The following is an 18,969-nucleotide window of genomic DNA, read 5'->3' on the forward strand; positions in this document are numbered from 1 at the left end:
GGATTCTAGCAGCCTATTTTGCCTTTTTCAAATTACGATAAGGCATTTCATATTATGGGATTTCCCTATGAAAACCTTGTGCAGTGCAGCATTCGGCGATGGCGGAAAACGCGGCGGGATGGCCGCTGCCGCTTTATAATGCGGTTCTCCCTCTACCACTCTGGTTAAATCATGCCTGCTCAACTGATCGACGGAATCGCCCTCTCCCAAAAACTGCGCGCGGAAATTGCTGCACGTGCTGCAAAACTGACCGCCCAAGGCAAGCAGCCCGGCCTGGCCGTCATCATTGTCGGCGACGACCCGGCCAGCCACGTGTATGTACGCAACAAGGTCAAGGCTTGCGAGGACGCCGGTTTCTATTCGCTCAAGGATCAATACCCTGCGGATCTGAGCGAGGCTGCACTGCTGGAACGCATCGCCGCGCTGAACGCCGATCCGGCCATCCACGGCATCCTGGTGCAGATGCCGCTGCCCAAGCACATTAATCCGCACAAGGTCATCGAAGCCATCTCCACTAAGAAAGACGTCGACGGTTACTCGGTGCTGAGCGCGGGCGAGCTGATGACCGGCCTGGAAGGCTTCCGCCCGTGCACGCCGTATGGCTGCATGAAACTGATCGAGAGCACCGGCGTGGACCTGCGCGGCAAGCATGCGGTGGTCATTGGCCGCAGCAACACGGTCGGCAAGCCGATGGCGCTGCTGCTCTTGCAAGCCAACGCCACCGTCACCATCTGTCATAGTGCGACCCCGGACATCGGCGTGTACACCCGCCAGGCGGACGTGGTCGTGGCCGCAACCGGCCGCCGCAATACCCTGACTGCTGATATGGTCAAGCCGGGCGCGATCGTGATCGACGTCGGCATCAACCGTAACGACGAAGGCAAGCTGTGCGGCGACGTCGACTTCGACGGCATCAAGGAAGTGGCATCGCACATCACGCCGGTACCCGGCGGCGTGGGTCCGATGACCATCACCATGCTGCTGATGAACACGGTGGAAGCGGCCGAGCGCGTATAAACCAATATAGGACCCCAAGATGACTGACAAGAATCCCCTGCTCGACTTCAGCGGCCTGCCGCGTTTTGACGCCATCAAACCGGAGCACGTCACCCCAGCCATCGACGACCTGCTGGCCAAAAGCCGCGCCGTGGTCGAACAGCTGCAAGCACCTGCCGACCACGTCACCTGGAACAGCTTCGTCACGCCGCTGGAAGACGCCACCGAGCTGCTGGGCCGCGCCTGGGGCATCGTCAGTCATCTGAACAACGTGGTGGACACGCCGGAACTGCGCGCCGTCTACAACGAGAACCAACCGAAAGTGACCGAATTCTGGACCGAGCTGGGCCAGAACGAAGCGCTGTTCGCCAAGTACAAGGCGCTGCGCGCCTCGGCCGAATTCGCCACGCTGACGCCGGCCCGCCAGCGCATCATCGACAACGCCATCCGCGATTTCCGCATGGGCGGCGCCGAACTGCCGGAAGCGCAAAAAGAACGCTTCGCCGACATTCAGGAAGAGCACGCCAAGACTTCGACCCGCTTCTCGGAAAACGTGCTGGACGCGACCAACGACTACAAGCTGCTGGTGACCGATGAAGCCGATCTGGCCGGCCTGCCGGAAGACGTCAAGGCCGCCGCCCGCGCCGCCGCCGAGAAGGCCGAAAAACAAGGCTGGGAATTCTCGCTACACTTCCCGTCGTACTACCCGATCCTGCAATTCGCCGACAAGCGCGAACTGCGCGAAACCATCTACCGCGCCAACGCCACCAAGGCCTCCGAACAAGGCGACGTCTTCAGCAAAAAGGAAGACTGGGACAACACCGCCAACATCGTCACGCTGCTCAAGCTGCGCGACGAAGAAGCCAAGCTGCTCGGCTATAACAACTTCGCCGAAGTCTCGCTGGTGCCGAAGATGGCCAAGTCGCCCGACGAAGTGATCGCCTTCCTGGAAGACCTGGCCCGACGCGCGCGCCCGTTCGCCGAGAAAGACCTAGCCGAACTGCGCGCCTTCGCCAAGGACGAGCTCGGCATCGACGAGCTGAAAGCCTGGGACATTCCGTACGCCTCCGAAAAACTGCAGGAAGCGCGCTACGCCTTCTCGGCGCAGGAAGTGAAGCAATACTTCCCTGAACACAAAGTGGTCGACGGCCTGTTCCGCCAGATCCAGAACCTGTTCAACGTCGAGATCAAGCCCGACGACGCGCCGGTGTGGCACAAGGACGTGCGCTTCTTCCGCATCGAGCGTGATGGCAAGCTGATCGGCCAGTTCTACCTCGACCTGTACGCGCGCGCCGGCAAGTCCGGCGGCGCCTGGATGGACGATGCGCGCGGCCGCCGCGCCGACGCCACCAATGTGCAGACGCCGGTCGCCTACCTGACCTGCAACTTCACCGAACCTGCGGTGGAAGACGGCGTCGCCAAGCCGGCGCTGTTCACGCACGATGAAGTGATCACGCTGTTCCACGAATTCGGCCACGGCCTGCATCACATGCTGACGCAGGTCGATGAGCTGGGCGTATCCGGCATTTCCGGCGTCGAGTGGGACGCGGTGGAACTGCCGTCGCAGTTCATGGAAAACTTCTGCTGGGAGTGGGAAGTGCTGGAACACATGACCGCGCACGCGGTCACCGGCGAGCCGCTGCCGCGCGCGCTGTACGACAAGATGCTGGCCGCGAAGAACTACCAGTCCGGTTTGCAGACGCTGCGCCAGGTCGAGTTCTCGCTGCTGGACATGCACCTGCACTACGATTACGACGCCAGCAGCGGCAAGAGCGTGCAGCAGCTGATCGACGAAGTGCGCAGCAAATTCTCGTTGGTGATTCCGCCCGCGTTCAACCGCTTCCAGAACTCGTTCGGCCACATCTTCGCCGGCGGGTATGCGGCCGGCTACTACAGCTACAAGTGGGCCGAAGTGTTGTCCGCCGATGCGTACGCCGCGTTTGAAGAAGCGCAGAAACTGGGGCGGCCGCCGTGTCGGAAACCGGCAAGCGCTACCTGGCCGAGATCCTGTCGGTCGGCGGTTCGCGTCCGGCGCTGGAATCGTTCACCGCCTTCCGCGGCCGCGAGCCAAGCATCGACGCACTGCTGCGTCACAGCGGCATGGCCGCGTAACCATTCCTCTTCCTTCCCCCCGCCGGGAACCGCGCGGTAGCAACATCGATGCCAGCGGTTTCCGGCGTTTTCGCATACACTGGATTTACCATGACACGCATCGACTTCCACACCAACGTCCCGGACAAAGTCGCCTACGCCTGCCGCCTGGTGCGCAAGGCCTGGGCCGCGAATAACCGCGTGGTGCTGATGACCGACGATGCCGTGCAACTGGCAGAACTTAACGCGGCGATGTGGGCATTTTCTTCCACCGACTTTCTGCCGCATGTATTGGCGGACGATGCGCTGGCGGCGCACACCCCAATCCTGCTGACGGACGATGATGAGGCGGAATTACCACACACGCACAAAGAATTATTGGTCAATCTGTCGCGCCGCGCCCCGCGCAATGTGACGCAGTTTGCGCGCATGATTGAAGTGATTTCTTCTGAAGAAGATGATGCGGCTGCCGGCCGCAAGCGTTATGTCGCATACAAGCAGCAAGACTATCCACTTACCCACTTTGTCGCAGGAAAATCATGAGCCAAGCATCGTTTGACGCAAGTATCCCTGTCCTGACGGAAGTTCTGAAAGCGGAGCCTTTGAATGACGAAGGCGCACCGCCGCCACCGATCTCCACCGAGGCCCAGTTGGAAGCCGAGGCCATCGACGGCTGGACCGACGCCGAATGGGCCGTCATGGAACACCGGCTGTCGGTACGCATCATGCACCAGTTGCAGTCGCGCGTGGATTTTGTGCTGGAGCAGCGCATCAAGGACAGCATGGCCGAAGTGCTCAGCCATGCACTGCATGACCTGACCAACGAAATCCGCATCGGCCTGCACGACACGATCGAAAAGATCGTCTCGCGCGCAGTCGCCCAGGAACTGACCCATCTGCAAGCGCAGAAAAAGTAATCCTGCCGAAGGGGTCTGACCCCATGCGGGGTCAGACCCCGGCACTGTTGCAGTGCGGGTTAAACGGTGTCGCCAGCCGCCAAATCAACACCATCATAGTGCGCCACCCGCACCACCCTGAAGCAGCTTTGCCTCAAATCAGGGAAACGCTCCAAAAAAGTTCAAAAGCCCCTGTTTGCCGCTTTGCGCGGCGAATAAATTGTTGTACCTTGGTGGCCTTGCATACAACTTTGGAGATTTGCACATGCAGTTCAAATTCATTCCCCTGGCCCTGGCCCTGGCGTTTGCCGGCAGCGCCGGTGCGCAGGAAGTGATCAAGATCGGCCACGTGGCGCCGGTCTCGGGTCCATCGGCTCACCTCGGCAAGGACAATGAAAACGGCGCCAAAATGGCGATCGAGGATTTGAACGCCAAGGGCATCAAGATCGACGGCAAGCCGGTCAAGTTCGTGCTGCAGCTGGAAGACGACGGCGGCGACCCGAAGCAAGGCACGGCGGTCGCACAGAAGCTGGTCGACGCCAAGGTCAACGGCGTGATCGGCCACCTGAACTCCGGCACCTCCATCCCCGCCTCCAAGATTTACTACGACGCCGGCATCCCGCAAATCTCGCCGGCTACCACCCAGACCAAGTACACGCAGCAAGGCTTCAAATCGACCTTCCGCGTAGTCGCCAATGACGCCAAGCTGGGCGGCACGCTGGGCGGCTACGCCGTCAGCAAAATCGGCGCCAAGAAAATCGCCGTGATCGACGACCGCACGGCCTACGGCCAGGGCGTGGCGGAAGAATTCGTAAAGGGCGCCAAGAAGGCGGCGCCAGGCATCGACATCGTCGCCAAGGAATTCACCACCGACAAAGCCACCGACTTCAACGCCATCCTCACCAAGATCAAGGCCAAGAATCCGGACTTGATCTTCTTCGGCGGCATGGACTCGGTCGGCGGCCCGCTGCTGCGCCAGATGAAGGCGCTGGGCATCACCGCCAAGTACATGGGCGGCGACGGCACCTGCACCGAATCGCTGCCGAAGCTGGCCGGCGTGGCGGCCGTGACCGGCACCGTGACCTGCGCCGAAGCCGGCGGCGTCACCGCCGAACAGCAGAAAGGCATGGACGACTTCCAGGCCCGCTACAAGAAGAAATACAACGCCGACGTGCAGCTGTATTCGCCCTACGTCTACGATGCGGTGATGACCATGGCTACCGCCATGCAGGAAGCCAACTCCGCACAGCCGGCCAAGTACCTGCCCTTCCTGCAGAAGATCAAGTATCAGGGCGTGACCGGCCTGATCTCGTTCGACGCCAAGGGCGACATCAAGGATGGCGCACTGACGTTGTTCAACTATGACAACGGCAAGAAGACCAAGTTTGAAGTCATCAAGTAATAATGAAAAACGCGCCTTGAAGGCGCGTTTTTTTATGCATCAGCCGGCCGCGTTCATTTCTGCGACAGCACCCATTTCACCAGGGTGTGGGCTTCGGCCTCGCTCACCTGAGGATTGGCTGGCATAGGGATCGCGCCCCAGGTGCCCGAACCGCCCTTCATCACCTTGGTAACCAGTTTGCCTTCGGCATCTTTCTGGCCGGCGTATTTGGCGGCGACATCCTTGTAGGCAGGACCGACGACCTTGTTGGCGACCGCGTGGCAAGCCATGCAGTTCTTGGCCTTGGCCAGATCCAGGCCGGCGTCCGCCATGGCGACTTGCGAAGCGAAGGCCGATGCCACCACTACCCCAACCATCATCAAATTGCGTTTCATTGTGTGTTCTCCAGGTGAATGCGACTAAATCTTGCCGAACCATTTTACCGCGTTTTGCTTTAGCGCATTTAACGCTCAAATCAAGTAATGGTTGACGATGCGGGGAATATTGCTGTCAATGAAACCAATGTAAGATAGCGGAAAAGGAGAATATCATGCCATTGATCTTGCTAATTCTAGCTTTGGTAGTGCTACGCTATTTTGAAGTTTGGAAGTTTGCCGAGCTGTCCTGGTGGGCGATCGGCGCCCTGATGGTGCTGGCTTTCCTGTGGTTCGAATTCCTCGAACCGATGCTGGGCTTTGACAAACGCAAGGCCCACAACGAAGACGAAAAACGCCGCAAGGAACGCGTCAAACAGTCGTTCGACAACAAGAAATAAAGCCAACCCCGCAATGCGGCAAAAAGGGGCTGACCCCGCATGGGGTCAGACCCTCGCGTCCGAAGTGCGGGTTAACGCTTAAGCTGAGAAAGATCGCGCACCGCGCCGCGGTCGGCGGAGGTGGTCAGGGCGGCGTAGGCTTGCAGTGCTTGCGAGACGTAGCGCTCGCGATTCACCGGCTGCCATGCGTCGACGCCCTTGGCTTCCATGGTAGCTCGGCGCGCTGCCAGTTCGGCGTCGGTGATGCGCAGGCCGATGGTGCGGTTAGGGATGTCGATGTCGATCATGTCGCCCTCTTCCACCAGGCCGATGGCCCCGCCTTCCGCCGCTTCCGGCGAAGCATGGCCAATCACCAGACCCGACGAACCACCTGAGAAGCGGCCATCGGTGAACAGCGCGCATGCCTTGCCCAGACCTTTCGATTTGATGTAGGAGGTTGGATACAGCATCTCCTGCATGCCAGGACCGCCCTTCGGACCTTCGTAGCGGATGATGACCACATCGCCTTCATGCACGTGGTCGCCGAGGATCGCTTCGACCGCCGCGTCCTGCGATTCAAACACCCGCGCCTTGCCGCTGAATTTCAGAATGCTTTCATCCACGCCCGCCGTCTTGACGATGCAGCCCTTCTCCGCCAGATTGCCGTACAAGACCGCCAGACCGCCGTCCTGCGAATACGCGTGTTCCTTGTCGCGGATGCAGCCCGTGGAACGGTCCAGATCCAGCGATGCGAAGCGCTCGGACTGCGAGAACGCCACCTGGGTCGGCACCCCGCCCGGCGCTGCACTGAACAGCTTGTGCACGGCAGGATCGTCGCTGCGCTTGATGTCGTTGCGTTCAATCGCATCGGCCAGCGTCGGCGCATGAATGGTCGGACGCGACGTATCCAGCAGACCGCCGCGTGCCAGTTCCCCCAGGATCGAGATGATGCCGCCGGCGCGGTGCACGTCTTCGATGTGGAACTTGTCAGTCATCGGCGCCACTTTGCACAGGCACGGCACCTTGCGCGAGATGCGGTCGATGTCGGCCATGGTGAAGTCCACGCCGGCTTCGTGCGCGGCCGCCAGCAGGTGCAGCACGGTGTTGGTCGAGCCGCCCATCGACACGTCCAGCGCCATCGCATTTTCAAACGTCGCCTTGTTGGCGATGGTGCGCGGTAGGATCGAATAGTCGTCCTGCTCGTAGTGGCGCTTGGCCAGTTCGACGATCAGGCGGCCGGCGCGCAGGAACAGCTGTTCGCGGTCCGCATGGGTAGCGACGATGGTGCCGTTACCCGGCAGCGACAGGCCCAGCGCCTCGGTCAGGCAGTTCATCGAGTTGGCGGTAAACATGCCGGAGCACGAACCGCAGGTCGGACAGGCCGAACGCTCAATCTCGGCTACGTCGGCGTCGCTGACGCTGCTGTCGCCGGCCTTGATCATGGCGTCCACCAGATCGAGCTTGATGATCTTCTGTCCACCGTTGACCACCTTGACCACTTTGCCCGCTTCCATCGGGCCGCCGGATACGAATACCACCGGAATGTTAAGGCGCATGGCAGCCATCAGCATGCCCGGCGTGATCTTATCGCAGTTGGAGATGCAGACCATCGCATCGGCGCAATGGGCGTTGACCATGTACTCGACCGAGTCGGCGATCAGGTCGCGCGACGGCAGCGAGTACAGCATGCCGCCGTGGCCCATGGCGATACCATCGTCCACCGCGATGGTGTTGAATTCTTTCGCCACGCCACCCGCTTTTTCAATCTCGCGCGCGACCAGCTGACCCAGGTCCTTCAGGTGCACGTGACCCGGCACGAACTGGGTAAAGGAGTTGACCACGGCGACGATCGGCTTATCGAAGTCGCCATCTTTCATGCCGGTGGCGCGCCAGAGTGCGCGGGCGCCGGCCATATTGCGGCCGTGGGTGGTGGTGCGGGAACGGTATTGCGGCATGGTGTTTCTCCTGGTGTTGCTCGGCTGCTAAGGCGAGCTTAATTCGGCTGGCTTAGCATGGGAGTTTGCGACGTCCCCACGATGGTGTCAAATATATGATTTGCACAGCTGTGAGTCGTATAAAATATCACAGAGCAAAAACAACATAGTAAACCATATGGAACTGCGACAGCTGCGCTACTTCGTGACCGTCGCCGAAGAACTCCACTTCGGCAAGGCGGCGCTACGCCTGCACATGACGCAGCCGCCGCTGTCGCAAACCATCCAGGCGCTGGAGGAAGAACTGGGAGCGCCGCTGTTCGAGCGCAACCGCCGTGGCGTGACGCTGTCGCCGGCCGGCGCCGCGCTGCTGCCGGAAGCCCGCCGCATGCTGGCGCACGCGCAGGAGCTGCCGCAACTGGTGCAGCGCGCCGCCGGCGGCGAAGTCGGGCGCCTGACGCTGGCCTTCGTCTCGTCGGCCGACTACAGCGTGCTGCCGCCCTTTCTGCGCGCCTACCGCGCCGCCTATCCGCAAGTACAGATCACACTGCAGGAAGCCACCTCCGACCTGCAACTGAACGACCTGCTGCACAACCGCATCGACGCCGGCCTGCTGATCCCGCCGCTGCCCGACAAGGCGAAAGAACAACTCGACTACCTGCCAGTGTTGAACGAGCCGCTGGTGCTGGCCCTGCCCGCCGGCCTGCCGGCGCTGAAAAAGAAAGGCAAGCTGACGCTGTCAGCCCTGCCGCCACTACCGCTGATCATCTTCCCGCGCGCGATCTCGCCGGCGCTGCATGACGCCATCCTGTCCGTGTTCCGCGACGCCGGCATCACGCCGCAGATCGGGCAGGAAGCGATCCAGATGCAGACCATCGTCAGCCTGGTATCGGCCGGCATTGGCATGGCGCTGGTGCCGCAGTCCGTCTCCAATCTGATGCGGACCGGGGTAGAATACCGGGCGCTGGCCACCGCCACGCCACTGGTCGAAACCGGCCTGGCCTGGCGGCGCGACAACGCCTCGCCGGTGCTGCACGGCTTTTTGGATTTATTAAGAAACGAATTGAGGAAAAGCGCTCTATGCTGATACACCCAATGCCCGATCCCGTCGCCCTGCAACTGGGGCCGGTAGCAATCCACTGGTATGGTTTGATGTACGTGCTGGCCTTTGCGCTGTTCATCGCGCTGGGACGGGTGCGCATCAAGCAGCCGCACATCGCCGCGCAGCTGTGGAAGAAAGAGGATCTGGACGACATGCTGTTTTACGGCATGATGGGCGTGATCATCGGCGGCCGCCTGGGCGAGGTGCTGTTCTACGAGCCGGTAAAATACTTCTCCGACCCGATCGAAATCTTCAAGGTCTGGCATGGCGGCATGTCATTCCACGGCGGCTTCCTCGGTGTGGTGATCGCCATGTCGCTGTGGGCGCGCAAGGCCGGCCGCAACCTGCTGGACGTGTACGATTTCATCGCGCCGCTGGTGCCGCTGGGTTACGCCGCCGGCCGTATGGGCAACTTCATCAACGCCGAACTGCCGGGCCGCGTGGTCAGCGATCCATCGCTGCCGTGGGCCATGCTGTGGCCGGACATCCGCTACCCGCTGCATCCGGACCCGGTGTTCCTGCAAGGACTGCGCCATCCGTCGCCCATCTACCAGATGCTGATCGACGGCCTGCTGGTGTTCGTGATTTTGTGGCTGTACTCGCGCAAGGAGCGCCCACGCCTGGCGGTCGGCGCCATGTACACGCTGCTGTATGGCTGCGCGCGCTTCTTCACCGAATGGTTCCGCACGCCGGACTGGGAAACCAACGTGCTTGGTTTGCCGATCACCTCAGGCCAGGTGCTGTCGCTGCCGATGATCGTCGGCGCCATCCTGATGCTGGTGTGGGCTTACAAGGTCCGCCAGCAGGGACGGCCGCCGATTATTTCAAAAGCTTGACCACTGCCTTCCATTGCGCCGGCGTGACCGGCGTGATGGACAAGCGGCTGCCCTTCTGCAGCACCGTCATCTCTTCCAGCGCCGGGATGGTCCGCATCTCCGCGAGAGACAGCAAGCGCGTTTTCCGCGTGCCCTTCACATCGATCGAAATCCAGCGCGGCTGCTCCTGCGTGGCCTTGGGATCGTAGTATTTGCCCTTGGCGTCGAACTGCGAAGCGTCCGGATAAGGAGCGCTCACTATCTCCGCCAGGCCCGCAATGCCGGGCTCCGGGCAACTGGAGTGGTAGAACAACACGCCGTCGCCGACCTGCATCTGGTCGCGCATGAAATTGCGCGCCTGGTAGTTGCGCACGCCGAACCACGGCGTGGTCTGGTCCTTCGAAGCCATGACGTCGTCGATACTCACTTCATCCGGTTCGGATTTCATCAGCCAATACTGCATCGCGCCTCCTCGCAAAAACGTCCAGACGAAAAAAAGCGGCTGCGCATTCACATGCTTGCAACCGCTCTTCGTTGAATAGGGCCCCACGTGTGCCGTCTTGCCGGCATCCCGAACCAAAAGGCTCAGGTGGTCACAGTTAGTTCAATTTCGGGTTCATCGGACTAGCGACGCTCTCGCCCATCGAACAAATTTCCGTAACCGGTGCAAAAAAATGGTTCAAGGAATATATGACAAGTCTCGAACACTGCAGGGTGAATGAAGTTTACTCTCTTGTGCGCCGCAAAGGAAGGGCTGATCCAATTAAAAACGAATTAAAACAAGGTTTCCTGTGGCGTCAGCGCGGCGTCCAGCACTTTGTGCATGGCGCTGATCTTGGTCTGTACTTCCAGAATCGACATGTCAGACAACGGACCTTGCGGCGCTTTCACCGTCAGGAATTCCGCCGCCACGCTCAATGCCGCCATCACGGCGATGCGGTCATTGCCCTTGACTTTACCGGCGTCGCGGATCGTCGACATTTTCTTGTCCAGGAAAGACGCCGCCTTGCGCAGCGCCGCTTCTTCCTCTTCCTTGCAGGCCAGCTTGTAGCTCAGGCCCATGATGGTCACATCCACCTGGATCATCGTGCGTCCTCGTTTTCAGGCTGCTTTTCGTCGGGAGTGTCGGCGTCCAGGGACGGGATCTGCTCCAGCAAAGCCTCGACCCGCGTCGAGGCCTCGCTCAGGCGGCGTTGATAACCCATGTTCTCCACCACGAGGGCGGCGTTGGCCTGGCGCAGCTGCGCATTTTCCCGGCGCAGGGCGACGGTCATCTCGGCCAGCTGGTCGATTTTATCGGACAGTTCTTGGAAATCTGAAATCATCCCGCCACTATAGGCAGCGCGCGGGATGCCGTCAACCGAATCGCGTGTTTGCTACCGACAAGCACGCGATTTATTTACTCGCCGTCAACTACTGCACCGGCTCGATGGTGACATTGCCCTCGATGCCGCCGCCCTGCCCCGCTTCCGCTTCGATCAGCACATTGATCTCGCGCTTGCCGTCGCCGGCCGGCAGCACCACGTCCAGTGGCGCGGCGGCGTAGCTGTCTTTCTTGCCGACCAGCGCGCCGTTGAGCCAGATCTCGGCCTTGCCCTTGATCGACGCAAAGCGAATGTGGCCACTGCCATCCGACAGGTTTTTGCGCGGCGTGAAGCTGGCGCGGTACAGGTGATACTTGCTGCCTGCGGCGGCGCGCATCGGCGGCGATCCCCAGCCCCAGGTATTCATGTCGAAGCTGGCCAGCTTCTGGTTCGGGTCCGGGCGCGCGTCGCCATCCGGCGCGATCCGCCAGCTGCGCACAAACGTCAGCGGCGCATCGGCCGGCGCCACGAACGGTTCGGCCGCCACCGGCTTGACCGGAATCGTCACGCGCGCCGCTTGCAGGCCGGGCGCCGTGGCGCTGATCGTGACGGCATCCTTGGCATCGTAGTTGGTCTGCACGATCAGCTGCGCCAGGCCGTTGAACAGGCGGCGCGTGGCGCCCTTCTCGTCTTCGTGCGAATTCGGATCGCCGTTGCCATGGCCGATGGAGCGGCCGCCGCCGGTGACGGCGAAGGTCACCTCATTGTCCGCCAGCGGCACGGCGCGCCCCTGTGCATCCAGCGCGCGCACGGTGATCGGCAGCGCATCGCGACCATCGCCGTTCAGTTGCGCGCGGTCCGGCACCAGCTCCAGCGACACCGGCGCGCCGGTGGTCTCCACGGCAGTGCGCACCACTTCCTTGCCGCCACGGTAGCCGATGGCTTCCAGCTTGCCCGGCTCGAAGGCGACGTCGAAGTTATTCATGCGATAAGGATCGGTCTTCTGCTCACCCAAGGCGCGGCCATTCAGCAGCAGCTGGATGCGTTCGACGTTGGCCATCACCATCACGCGCACCTTGTCGCCCTGCTTCCAGTTCCAGTGCGGCGCGATGTGGATCAGCGGCTTGTCCTTGATCCACTGTACCTGGTGGATGTAGTAGGCGGTTTTCGGGAAACCGTTCAAGTCCATGATGCCGAACACGGAGCTCACCGAAGGCCATTCATTCGGCGTCGGCTCTCCGCGATAATCGAAGCCGGTCCACACAAAGCCGCCCGCCACGAAAGGACGCTTGTCGATGGCTTCCCACGCATCGCGGTGGGTATTACCCCACTGCGCCGCATCGTCGTCGTAGCTGGCGATCAGGTTCTTCTCTTTGACCGTTTTGTACTCGCCACGCGTCATGAAGGCGGACGTGTCTTCGGAGCTGGTGAACGGCTTGTTCGGATAAGCCTTGTGATAACGGTCGTAATCCGGCACCTGGTAATTGGCGCCGACCACGTCCACCGCGTGCGACACATTCAACTCGGTCAGGAAACCGCCGTTCATCGCAGCGGTGACCGGACGCGTATCGTCCAGTGCCTTGACGGCGGCCGACATGCGACGCGCCATTTCGTAACCCACTTCGGTGGCCTGCACCGGCTCCTCGTTAAACACCGACCACAGGACGATGCCAGGGTGGTGACGGTCACGCTTGACCATCCACTCCAGCTGCTTCATGTAGTCCGCCGACGGGTTGAAGTTGCGGTTCTCGTCCATGACGACGAAGCCCATGCGGTCCACCATGTCCAGCACTTCCGCCGCCGGCGCATTGTGCGAGAAGCGGATGGCGTTGACGCCCATTTCCTTCAGACGGCGCAGGCGAAACTCCCACACAGAATCCGGCACCGCCACGCCGACGCCGGCGTGATCCTGGTGAATGCACACGCCTTGCAGCTTGACGTGCACGCCGTTGAGGAAGAAGCCCTGCGCCGCATCGAAGCGGATGGTGCGGAAGCCGGTGTTCAGCGACACTTCATCCTGCGCCTTGCCGGCTTGCAGAACGCGCGTGGTCACGCGATACAGATTGGTTTTCTCCAGCGACCAGATGGCAGGATTGTTGACGGTGATCGGCAGCTGCACGGTGCTGGTGGCCAGCACGCCCACGCGCGCCGGGGCGGTGCGCTGCGCCACCTGCTTGCCTGCGGCGTCGTACAGCGTCACTTCGACGATCACGTCGCTGGCGGCCTTGCCGCTGTTATTCAGCGTGACTTCAACCGGAATGCTCCACTGCTTGTCCTTCACCAGGCGCGGCGTGGCGTGCACGCCGTCAGTCACCACATGCACCGGATTGCGCTTCACCAGCCAGCTGTGGCGATACATGCCGGCGCCTTCGTACCACCAGCCCTCCATCGCTTCCGCATCGACGCGGATGGCGATGGTGTTCATCGCATCGCCATAACGCAGGAACGGGGTGATGTCGATGTAGCTGGCGTTGTAGCCGGACCAGTTGCGGCTGACCACATTACCGTTGACCCACACCGTGGCGTGGGTGGCGATGGCGTCGAACTGCAATTCAAAATGCTTGCCGCGATCCGCCGGATCGACTTGCAGGTAGCGGCGATACCAGCCGATGCCGCGCGGACGGTAGCCCTGCGCCACATTGGCCTTCGGATCGAACGGACCTTCGACGGCCCAGTCGTGCGGCAGGTCGAGGCGGCGCCAGTCCGAGTCGTCGTATTCATTGCCAGCCGCGCCGCCGGCGCTGCCGGCTTTGGCGTTGCTGTAGGATTCTTCGTGTCCAACGATAGGCGGCTGAACGATGTCACCCTGGTGGAACAGCCAGCCGCGATCCAGCGACAGCCGTTCGCGTGTGGCGGCGTTGACATTCACGCAGGCCATCAACAACAGCATGATACTTATCAGTCTTATTTTCAAAGCAGTCTCCCCTGATAAAAAAAACGGAGCAGTGCCATCACGCACCGCTCCGCAAATACCACGATAAAAAGGTTACGTGCTTACAGCTTGAACGACAGGCCCAGATTGTAGCGGCGGCCGTAATCGGTCACCTGCTGTTGCAGCGGGTTGTTGGCGCTGGTGTAGACCGATTTCTGATTGCTCAGGTTATCGATGCCGAAGCGGACCTGAATGTTAGGCGTCAGTTGCTTGGCCAGGTTCAGCGTGTAGTAGGTCTCCGCGCCGTTCACCAGCAGCTGGCCGGCATCCCAGCTTGGGTTACGCACGAACGAGCTGTGATGGGTAGCTGACAGGCGTGCTTCGTAGCCTGCTTTCTCGTACCACAGCGTGATGCCGCCGTTGTTCTTCATCAGACCCTGGATCGGGTACGGATTACCGACCGGTACCTGTTCATGGATGGAGCTCAGCGTGTAAGCGTAGTTGCTGGCGATACCCAGGCCGTCGAATGGCGCCGGCAGGAAGTTGAATGCCTGCTGATACACCAGTTCCAGGCCGCGCACATTGCCGCCTTCGCCATTGACCGAGCGGGTAATTGCCTCGCTCTGCGTGATGGCGATGTAACGCTGCACCTGCTTGTAGAAGCCGGCCACCGATACCAGGCCGCCCTTGGCGAAGTACCACTGGTACGCCAGGTCCAGCTGATTGGCCATCATCGGCAGCAGATCAGGATTGCCGGCGGTACCGGTTTGCGGACGGCCGGTGGTGACGGTGCTCAGGATGCGCGAAGCACGCAGCTCGTCCAGCGGTGGACGCGACATGGCGCGCGCCGCGCTGAAGCGGATCTGATGTTCCTGCGCTTCGTCCAGATTGAAGATCAGGTTCAGGCTAGGCAGGACTTCGGTGTACGAGGTGCCGCCTTCCACTGGCGTGGCATCCGCGCCGCCGATCGACTCCATGCCGTAGCTGTCGGTCTTGGTGTGCACAACGCGCACACCGACGTTGCCGCGGTAGGTTTTGCCGAAGGCTTCGCCGTCCAGGTCACCCTGGATGAAGGCCGAGGTGCTGCGCTCCTTGACCTTCCAGCCGGACAGCAGATCGTCCTGGGTCTGCACGCGGCCGGTCGGGTTGGTGGCGTTGGCGCCGTAGACCGAGGCGATGGTGCTGTCGAAGTCCTTGAGCGCGATGTACGACGGGAAGCCAGCGACATTCACGGTTTCAAATGCCGATTGCGGAATCGCTTGGGAACCCATATCCCAGGTGGTCTGGCGATAGCTCTTCTCGCGATCGGTGGCGCGCACACCAACCTTGATACGGCTGATGATGCTGTTATCGATCGGACGCGAAGCGCTGACCGACACGGCATTCAGCAGATCCTTCACGTGGCCGTCGGTGTCGACGTACAGCGTTGCGGCGCTGTAGTTGGCCGGATTGCCGGTGTCCATGCCGAAGCTGTAGGCCTGGTGTTCGTTACCGGTAAAGTCGAAGGTGGTCTTGATGTAGTCGTTGCTCCACTGGCGCACATCCACCCACTGGCTGCTGCGCATGGCGTGGGAGGTCGACAGGTCGGTTTCGACTTTCCAGTCGCCGGCGGTGAACTTGCCGTTCAGGCCAGTGGCGGCCACATTGGCGTCCTGCAGCCAGCGCGAGTGGTTGTTCACAACCTTGGTCCAGTCGGCGGTAGCGCCGGCCACGTAACCGTTGATCAGGTTAACGTTGGTGTAGTTGCCGTAGTTGGCCAGACCTTCGGTCCAATGCTGCAACTGGTCTTCGTTGATCTTGGTCTTGGCGAAGTACGTGTCGGCGGTGATCAGGACATCGTTGTTCGGTTTCCATTCGACTTTGCCCAGCACGCTGCTACGCTTGTTGTCGCCGCGGCGGATGTCATCCTGGAAGCCCCAAGGCGTCTTGTTGGTGGCGGTGCTTTCATCGAAGCCCCACTGCTGCACGCCCTTCTGCACCGATGGCTGGTCCTGGTAGCTGAAAGCGATGGCCGCACCCAGCGTCTTGTTCAGGAACTGGTCGACGTAAATGCCGCCCACGCGTGGCGCGGTCTTGTCGGCGCCGGCGATGTCTTTCGAGATCGGGTAGTACAGTGCATCGGCTTTCAGGTTGATCTGACGGCCGTTGTACTTCAGTGGCGATACGGTTTGCAGGTCGATGGTGGTAGCGATGCCGCCTTCCACCAGTTCCGCGTTCTGCGTTTTATACACAGTCGCGCCGCTGATCGACTCCGATGGGAACTGCTCGAAACGCACTGCGCGATCTGGTTCCGACGAGGCCAGCTCACGGCCGTTCAGCGTGGCGCCGATGAAGCGTGGACCCATACCGCGCGCGACGATCTGCGATGCGTTGCCGCGATCCAGGCCGGACGACAAACCTGGCAAACGCGCCAGCGATTCTGCAATGGTGGTATCCGGTAGTTTGCCGATGTCTTCCGACGATACGACTTCCACCATGCTGTTGGAGGCTTCCTTGGCCGCCAGCGCATTGCGCACCGAGGCGCGGATACCGGTCACATTAATTTGTTGAATGTCGCCTGCTGCTGCGGCGGCGTCTTGTGCCATGGCCTGTTGAACCAGCAGCGGGGAAGTGAAGAGCGTGGCAATCAGCCAGCTCATTTTTTTGTGTTTCATTGTGCATCTCCAGTGTTTGTCTTTGTCCCGTCTCTGTTAAAGATTGGACGGATAACCGGATGCTAGCGAAACACCAATTTTCAAACCAATAGATTATTTAGCGCGGGCCATACCAAGTTCGTATATCACGCTGCAAGTCATGCCTGCGCTGGCGCGCGATAGTGAGGATAGATGCTGGCTGCGGCGTCGCGCAGCGCGATCAGCATGGCATCGGCGCCAGGCGAGAGCTGGTGTCGCTTGCGCGTCACAATGCCGAACGAATCCATGCTCACACCCAGATCGAACGGTAGCGCCTTCAACAAACCGGCGTCCAGATACGGCTGCACTGCTTCCACCGGCAGCGCCACGATCATGTCGTTATTGAGCAGGAGACTAGCAACCACCGGCATGTCCAGCGTTTCGACGGTTTCCGCCGGCTGCTCCAGGCCATGCGATAAAAACAGCGCGGTCAGGCGATCGCGCAGAATGGAGCCGGCCGGCGGCAGGATCCAGCACTGCTCCATCAGGTCTTCCAGCTTCAGGTCTGCGCGGTCGATCAGCGGATGACTGGCGCGGGCGATCAGCACATGCGGCTCGTCGGTCAGCGGTTCGAAATTCAGTTCGTCGGCCGCCTCGGTATCGAGGATGCGGCCCACCACCAGATCCAGTTCGCCGCTGCGCAGGCGTTCCACCAGCACTTTGCTGGTCGACATGGTCACCGCCACATGCACGCGCGAATGTCGCGCCTTCAGCAGGTTAATCGCCTTCGGCACCAGGCCAGTGGCCGGCGCCAGCACCGTGCCCAGGCCCACGCGGCCGCGCAGGCCGGATAGCAGTTCCATCACTTCCTGATGCGCCGCATCCATCTCGGCCAGCGCCGCGCCGGCGCGGCGAATCAGCACCTTGCCGTACCACGTTGGCGACACGCCGCGCGACAGACGCTCGAACAGCTGCACCCCAAGCGCGTGTTCCAGCTCGCCCAATAACTTGGACGCGCCAGGCTGCGTCAGATTGGCGGCTTGCGCTGCGTGAGCGATGGAGCCGTGCCGGCCCAGCTCAACGAGCAGGACCAGGTGGCGGGTTTTCAGGTGGGAACGAACAAAGCGGTCCGAGCGGGAATCAGTCATAAGGGTGATTGGTTTGATTGCCCATCATAAATGCGGGCTGGACCAGCGTCAATCACCGTCACGTGCGGGAAACCGGTATGGAAGCGCTACCGCTATCAATAAACAGGCTGTCGGCGACGCCCCGCGCCAGTCCCTTGGCCACATCGGGCGGCAAGCCGTACAGGCCGCCCTGCGCGCCAAGCACCAGCAATTGCCGCAGGCCTTCGCCGCCAAACGCCACCGAGGCGACGGCCTCGCGCGCCAGCGAAATCTGCCGCAAGACTTCGCCGGCGCTGTCGTACTGCACCAGCACGCCGCCCTGCACGCTCCAGATGTTGCCTTTACTATCAGCAATGGCGGCGCCGGCGCCGCGCTCGACCAGTTGCGAAAAAGTTCTCATTCCGCCAACCTTGGCCCGCTCGGCATCGTAGTCGCATTGCATCAACTCGCCGCGGGTGGCGTCGGCAAAGATCATCGTGCGGCCATCCGGGCTGAATGCGATGCTGGCGGCCTTCACCACTGCCGGCAAAGCCAGCCGGCGCAAACCGTAGCGCTGCGAATACTGGTAAAAACTGCCAATCGGCCGCTGGTCCTGCGCCGTGTTGGCGGTGCCGAACACGAAATTGCCGTCGCGGTCGGTGCAACCGTCGCTGATGGCGGTGCGCGGTTCGGCCGCGTCGATGGTGATCAGCACTTGGGCCTGCAAGGTGCGCACCGGCTGGCCCGGCTGCGGCAATTCCAGCATGCCGAGCCGCTTGCCCAGTCCCAGCAGCACGCGGCCGGAGCTGCAACAGACCATCACGCAGGCGCTCTCGTGCAGGCGGACGCCGCTCGGCATGGCGGGCGGCGCCGGCCATGCATACAATTGGCTGCCCACCGGATCGGGCCAGCGCCAACATTGCTGTACAGCATCCCAACGCAGCGCGCAGCCGGCCTGCCCCACCCGGATCAGCATGATGCCGGGCGTGGAGGCGACCGGGGTGGCTGCATGGGTGGCTACATTCATAGGAGTCCTGAAACGGTTTTCGACAGCGGAAAGTCTAAGGGAAGGCGGCCGGCCGCAGCTATGAATAAAGCGCCGCCAG

16 protein-coding genes, 1 other RNA gene and 1 pseudogene are annotated in these 18,969 nt (G+C 61.5%); 8 read left to right on the plus strand and 10 right to left on the minus strand.

The features are described 5' to 3' along the window. Positions 1-171: 171 nt before the first annotated feature. The 5 genes and pseudogenes from folD to HH213_RS05000 all read left to right on the plus strand — a co-directional run bounded on the left by folD (position 172) and on the right by HH213_RS05000 (position 5,385). Positions 172-1,017 carry a bifunctional methylenetetrahydrofolate dehydrogenase/methenyltetrahydrofolate cyclohydrolase FolD gene (gene folD / locus HH213_RS04980; RefSeq protein ID WP_169111139.1) on the plus strand — a complete coding sequence of 282 codons (846 nt, stop codon included), beginning with the start codon at positions 172-174 and terminating at the stop codon, positions 1,015-1,017. A 19-nt stretch (positions 1,018-1,036) separates the two neighbouring features. Beyond that, positions 1,037-3,108, plus strand: a pseudogene (locus HH213_RS04985) (M3 family metallopeptidase). Positions 3,109-3,198: 90 nt separating this feature from the next. Continuing rightward, the gene (locus HH213_RS04990) at positions 3,199-3,630 is read left to right on the plus strand and encodes a DNA polymerase III subunit chi (RefSeq protein ID WP_110844861.1); all 432 of its coding nucleotides are present in this window, start codon (positions 3,199-3,201) and stop codon (positions 3,628-3,630) included. After that, entirely contained in the window at positions 3,627-4,004 is a 378-nt protein-coding gene (locus HH213_RS04995; protein WP_110844862.1) for a DUF2486 family protein, read from the plus strand. Before HH213_RS04990 ends, HH213_RS04995 begins: the two co-directional genes overlap by 4 nt. Positions 4,005-4,248: 244 nt before the next feature. Further along, the gene (locus HH213_RS05000; RefSeq protein WP_110844863.1) at positions 4,249-5,385 is read left to right on the plus strand and encodes a branched-chain amino acid ABC transporter substrate-binding protein; all 1,137 of its coding nucleotides are present in this window, start codon (positions 4,249-4,251) and stop codon (positions 5,383-5,385) included. 53 nt (positions 5,386-5,438) lie between these two features. Here the strand turns inward: HH213_RS05000 and HH213_RS05005 are convergent, their stop codons facing one another. Then, positions 5,439-5,759, minus strand: a complete 321-nt coding sequence (locus HH213_RS05005) for a c-type cytochrome (protein ID WP_110844864.1) — start codon at positions 5,757-5,759, stop codon at positions 5,439-5,441. Between the two features lie 155 nt (positions 5,760-5,914). On the opposite strand from HH213_RS05005, the gene HH213_RS05010 reads away from it, so the two are divergent. Next, positions 5,915-6,139: a TIGR04438 family Trp-rich protein gene (locus HH213_RS05010; RefSeq protein WP_110844865.1), complete on the plus strand. Its 225-nt coding sequence runs from the start codon at positions 5,915-5,917 to the stop codon at positions 6,137-6,139. 71 nt (positions 6,140-6,210) lie between these two features. Here the strand turns inward: HH213_RS05010 and ilvD are convergent, their stop codons facing one another. After that, positions 6,211-8,073 (minus strand): dihydroxy-acid dehydratase, encoded by a 1,863-nt coding sequence (ilvD, locus tag HH213_RS05015; RefSeq protein WP_169111142.1) that lies wholly within the window; start codon positions 8,071-8,073, stop codon positions 6,211-6,213. 157 nt (positions 8,074-8,230) lie between these two features. On the opposite strand from ilvD, the gene HH213_RS05020 reads away from it, so the two are divergent. Next, entirely contained in the window at positions 8,231-9,139 is a 909-nt protein-coding gene (locus HH213_RS05020) for a LysR family transcriptional regulator (protein ID WP_169111144.1), read from the plus strand. Then, positions 9,133-9,990, plus strand: coding sequence for a prolipoprotein diacylglyceryl transferase (gene lgt, locus HH213_RS05025; protein ID WP_110844868.1), 858 nt, complete (start codon positions 9,133-9,135; stop codon positions 9,988-9,990). The genes HH213_RS05020 and lgt overlap by 7 nt, the downstream gene beginning before the upstream one ends. Here lgt and HH213_RS05030 read toward each other — a convergent pair. The 8 genes from HH213_RS05030 to HH213_RS05065 form a co-directional block, all read right to left on the minus strand. Further along, positions 9,974-10,432: an EVE domain-containing protein gene (locus HH213_RS05030; protein ID WP_169111146.1), complete on the minus strand. Its 459-nt coding sequence runs from the start codon at positions 10,430-10,432 to the stop codon at positions 9,974-9,976. The genes lgt and HH213_RS05030 overlap by 17 nt on opposite strands. A gap of 76 nt (positions 10,433-10,508) precedes the next feature. Beyond that, positions 10,509-10,688: non-coding RNA, 6S RNA (gene ssrS / locus HH213_RS05035), on the minus strand. A 55-nt stretch (positions 10,689-10,743) separates the two neighbouring features. Beyond that, positions 10,744-11,055 (minus strand): cell division protein ZapA, encoded by a 312-nt coding sequence (locus tag HH213_RS05040; protein WP_110844870.1) that lies wholly within the window; start codon positions 11,053-11,055, stop codon positions 10,744-10,746. Continuing rightward, positions 11,052-11,294 carry a hypothetical protein gene (locus tag HH213_RS05045; RefSeq protein WP_169111148.1) on the minus strand — a complete coding sequence of 81 codons (243 nt, stop codon included), beginning with the start codon at positions 11,292-11,294 and terminating at the stop codon, positions 11,052-11,054. Before HH213_RS05045 ends, HH213_RS05040 begins: the two co-directional genes overlap by 4 nt. 88 nt (positions 11,295-11,382) lie before the next feature. Then, entirely contained in the window at positions 11,383-14,163 is a 2,781-nt protein-coding gene (gene galA / locus HH213_RS05050) for a beta-galactosidase GalA (protein WP_169111150.1), read from the minus strand. A 104-nt stretch (positions 14,164-14,267) separates the two neighbouring features. Further along, the gene (locus HH213_RS05055) at positions 14,268-16,799 is read right to left on the minus strand and encodes a TonB-dependent receptor (protein ID WP_169111152.1); all 2,532 of its coding nucleotides are present in this window, start codon (positions 16,797-16,799) and stop codon (positions 14,268-14,270) included. 137 nt (positions 16,800-16,936) lie between these two features. Then, positions 16,937-17,905, minus strand: a complete 969-nt coding sequence (locus tag HH213_RS05060; RefSeq protein ID WP_169111154.1) for a LysR substrate-binding domain-containing protein — start codon at positions 17,903-17,905, stop codon at positions 16,937-16,939. Between the two features lie 58 nt (positions 17,906-17,963). Then, a complete protein-coding gene (locus tag HH213_RS05065) occupies positions 17,964-18,890 on the minus strand; it encodes an SMP-30/gluconolactonase/LRE family protein (RefSeq protein WP_229263303.1) in 927 nt (308 codons plus the stop codon). Positions 18,891-18,969 lie beyond the last annotated feature (79 nt).

The organism is Duganella dendranthematis (assembly GCF_012849375.1).
GTDB lineage: Bacteria > Pseudomonadota > Gammaproteobacteria > Burkholderiales > Burkholderiaceae_D > Rugamonas > Rugamonas dendranthematis.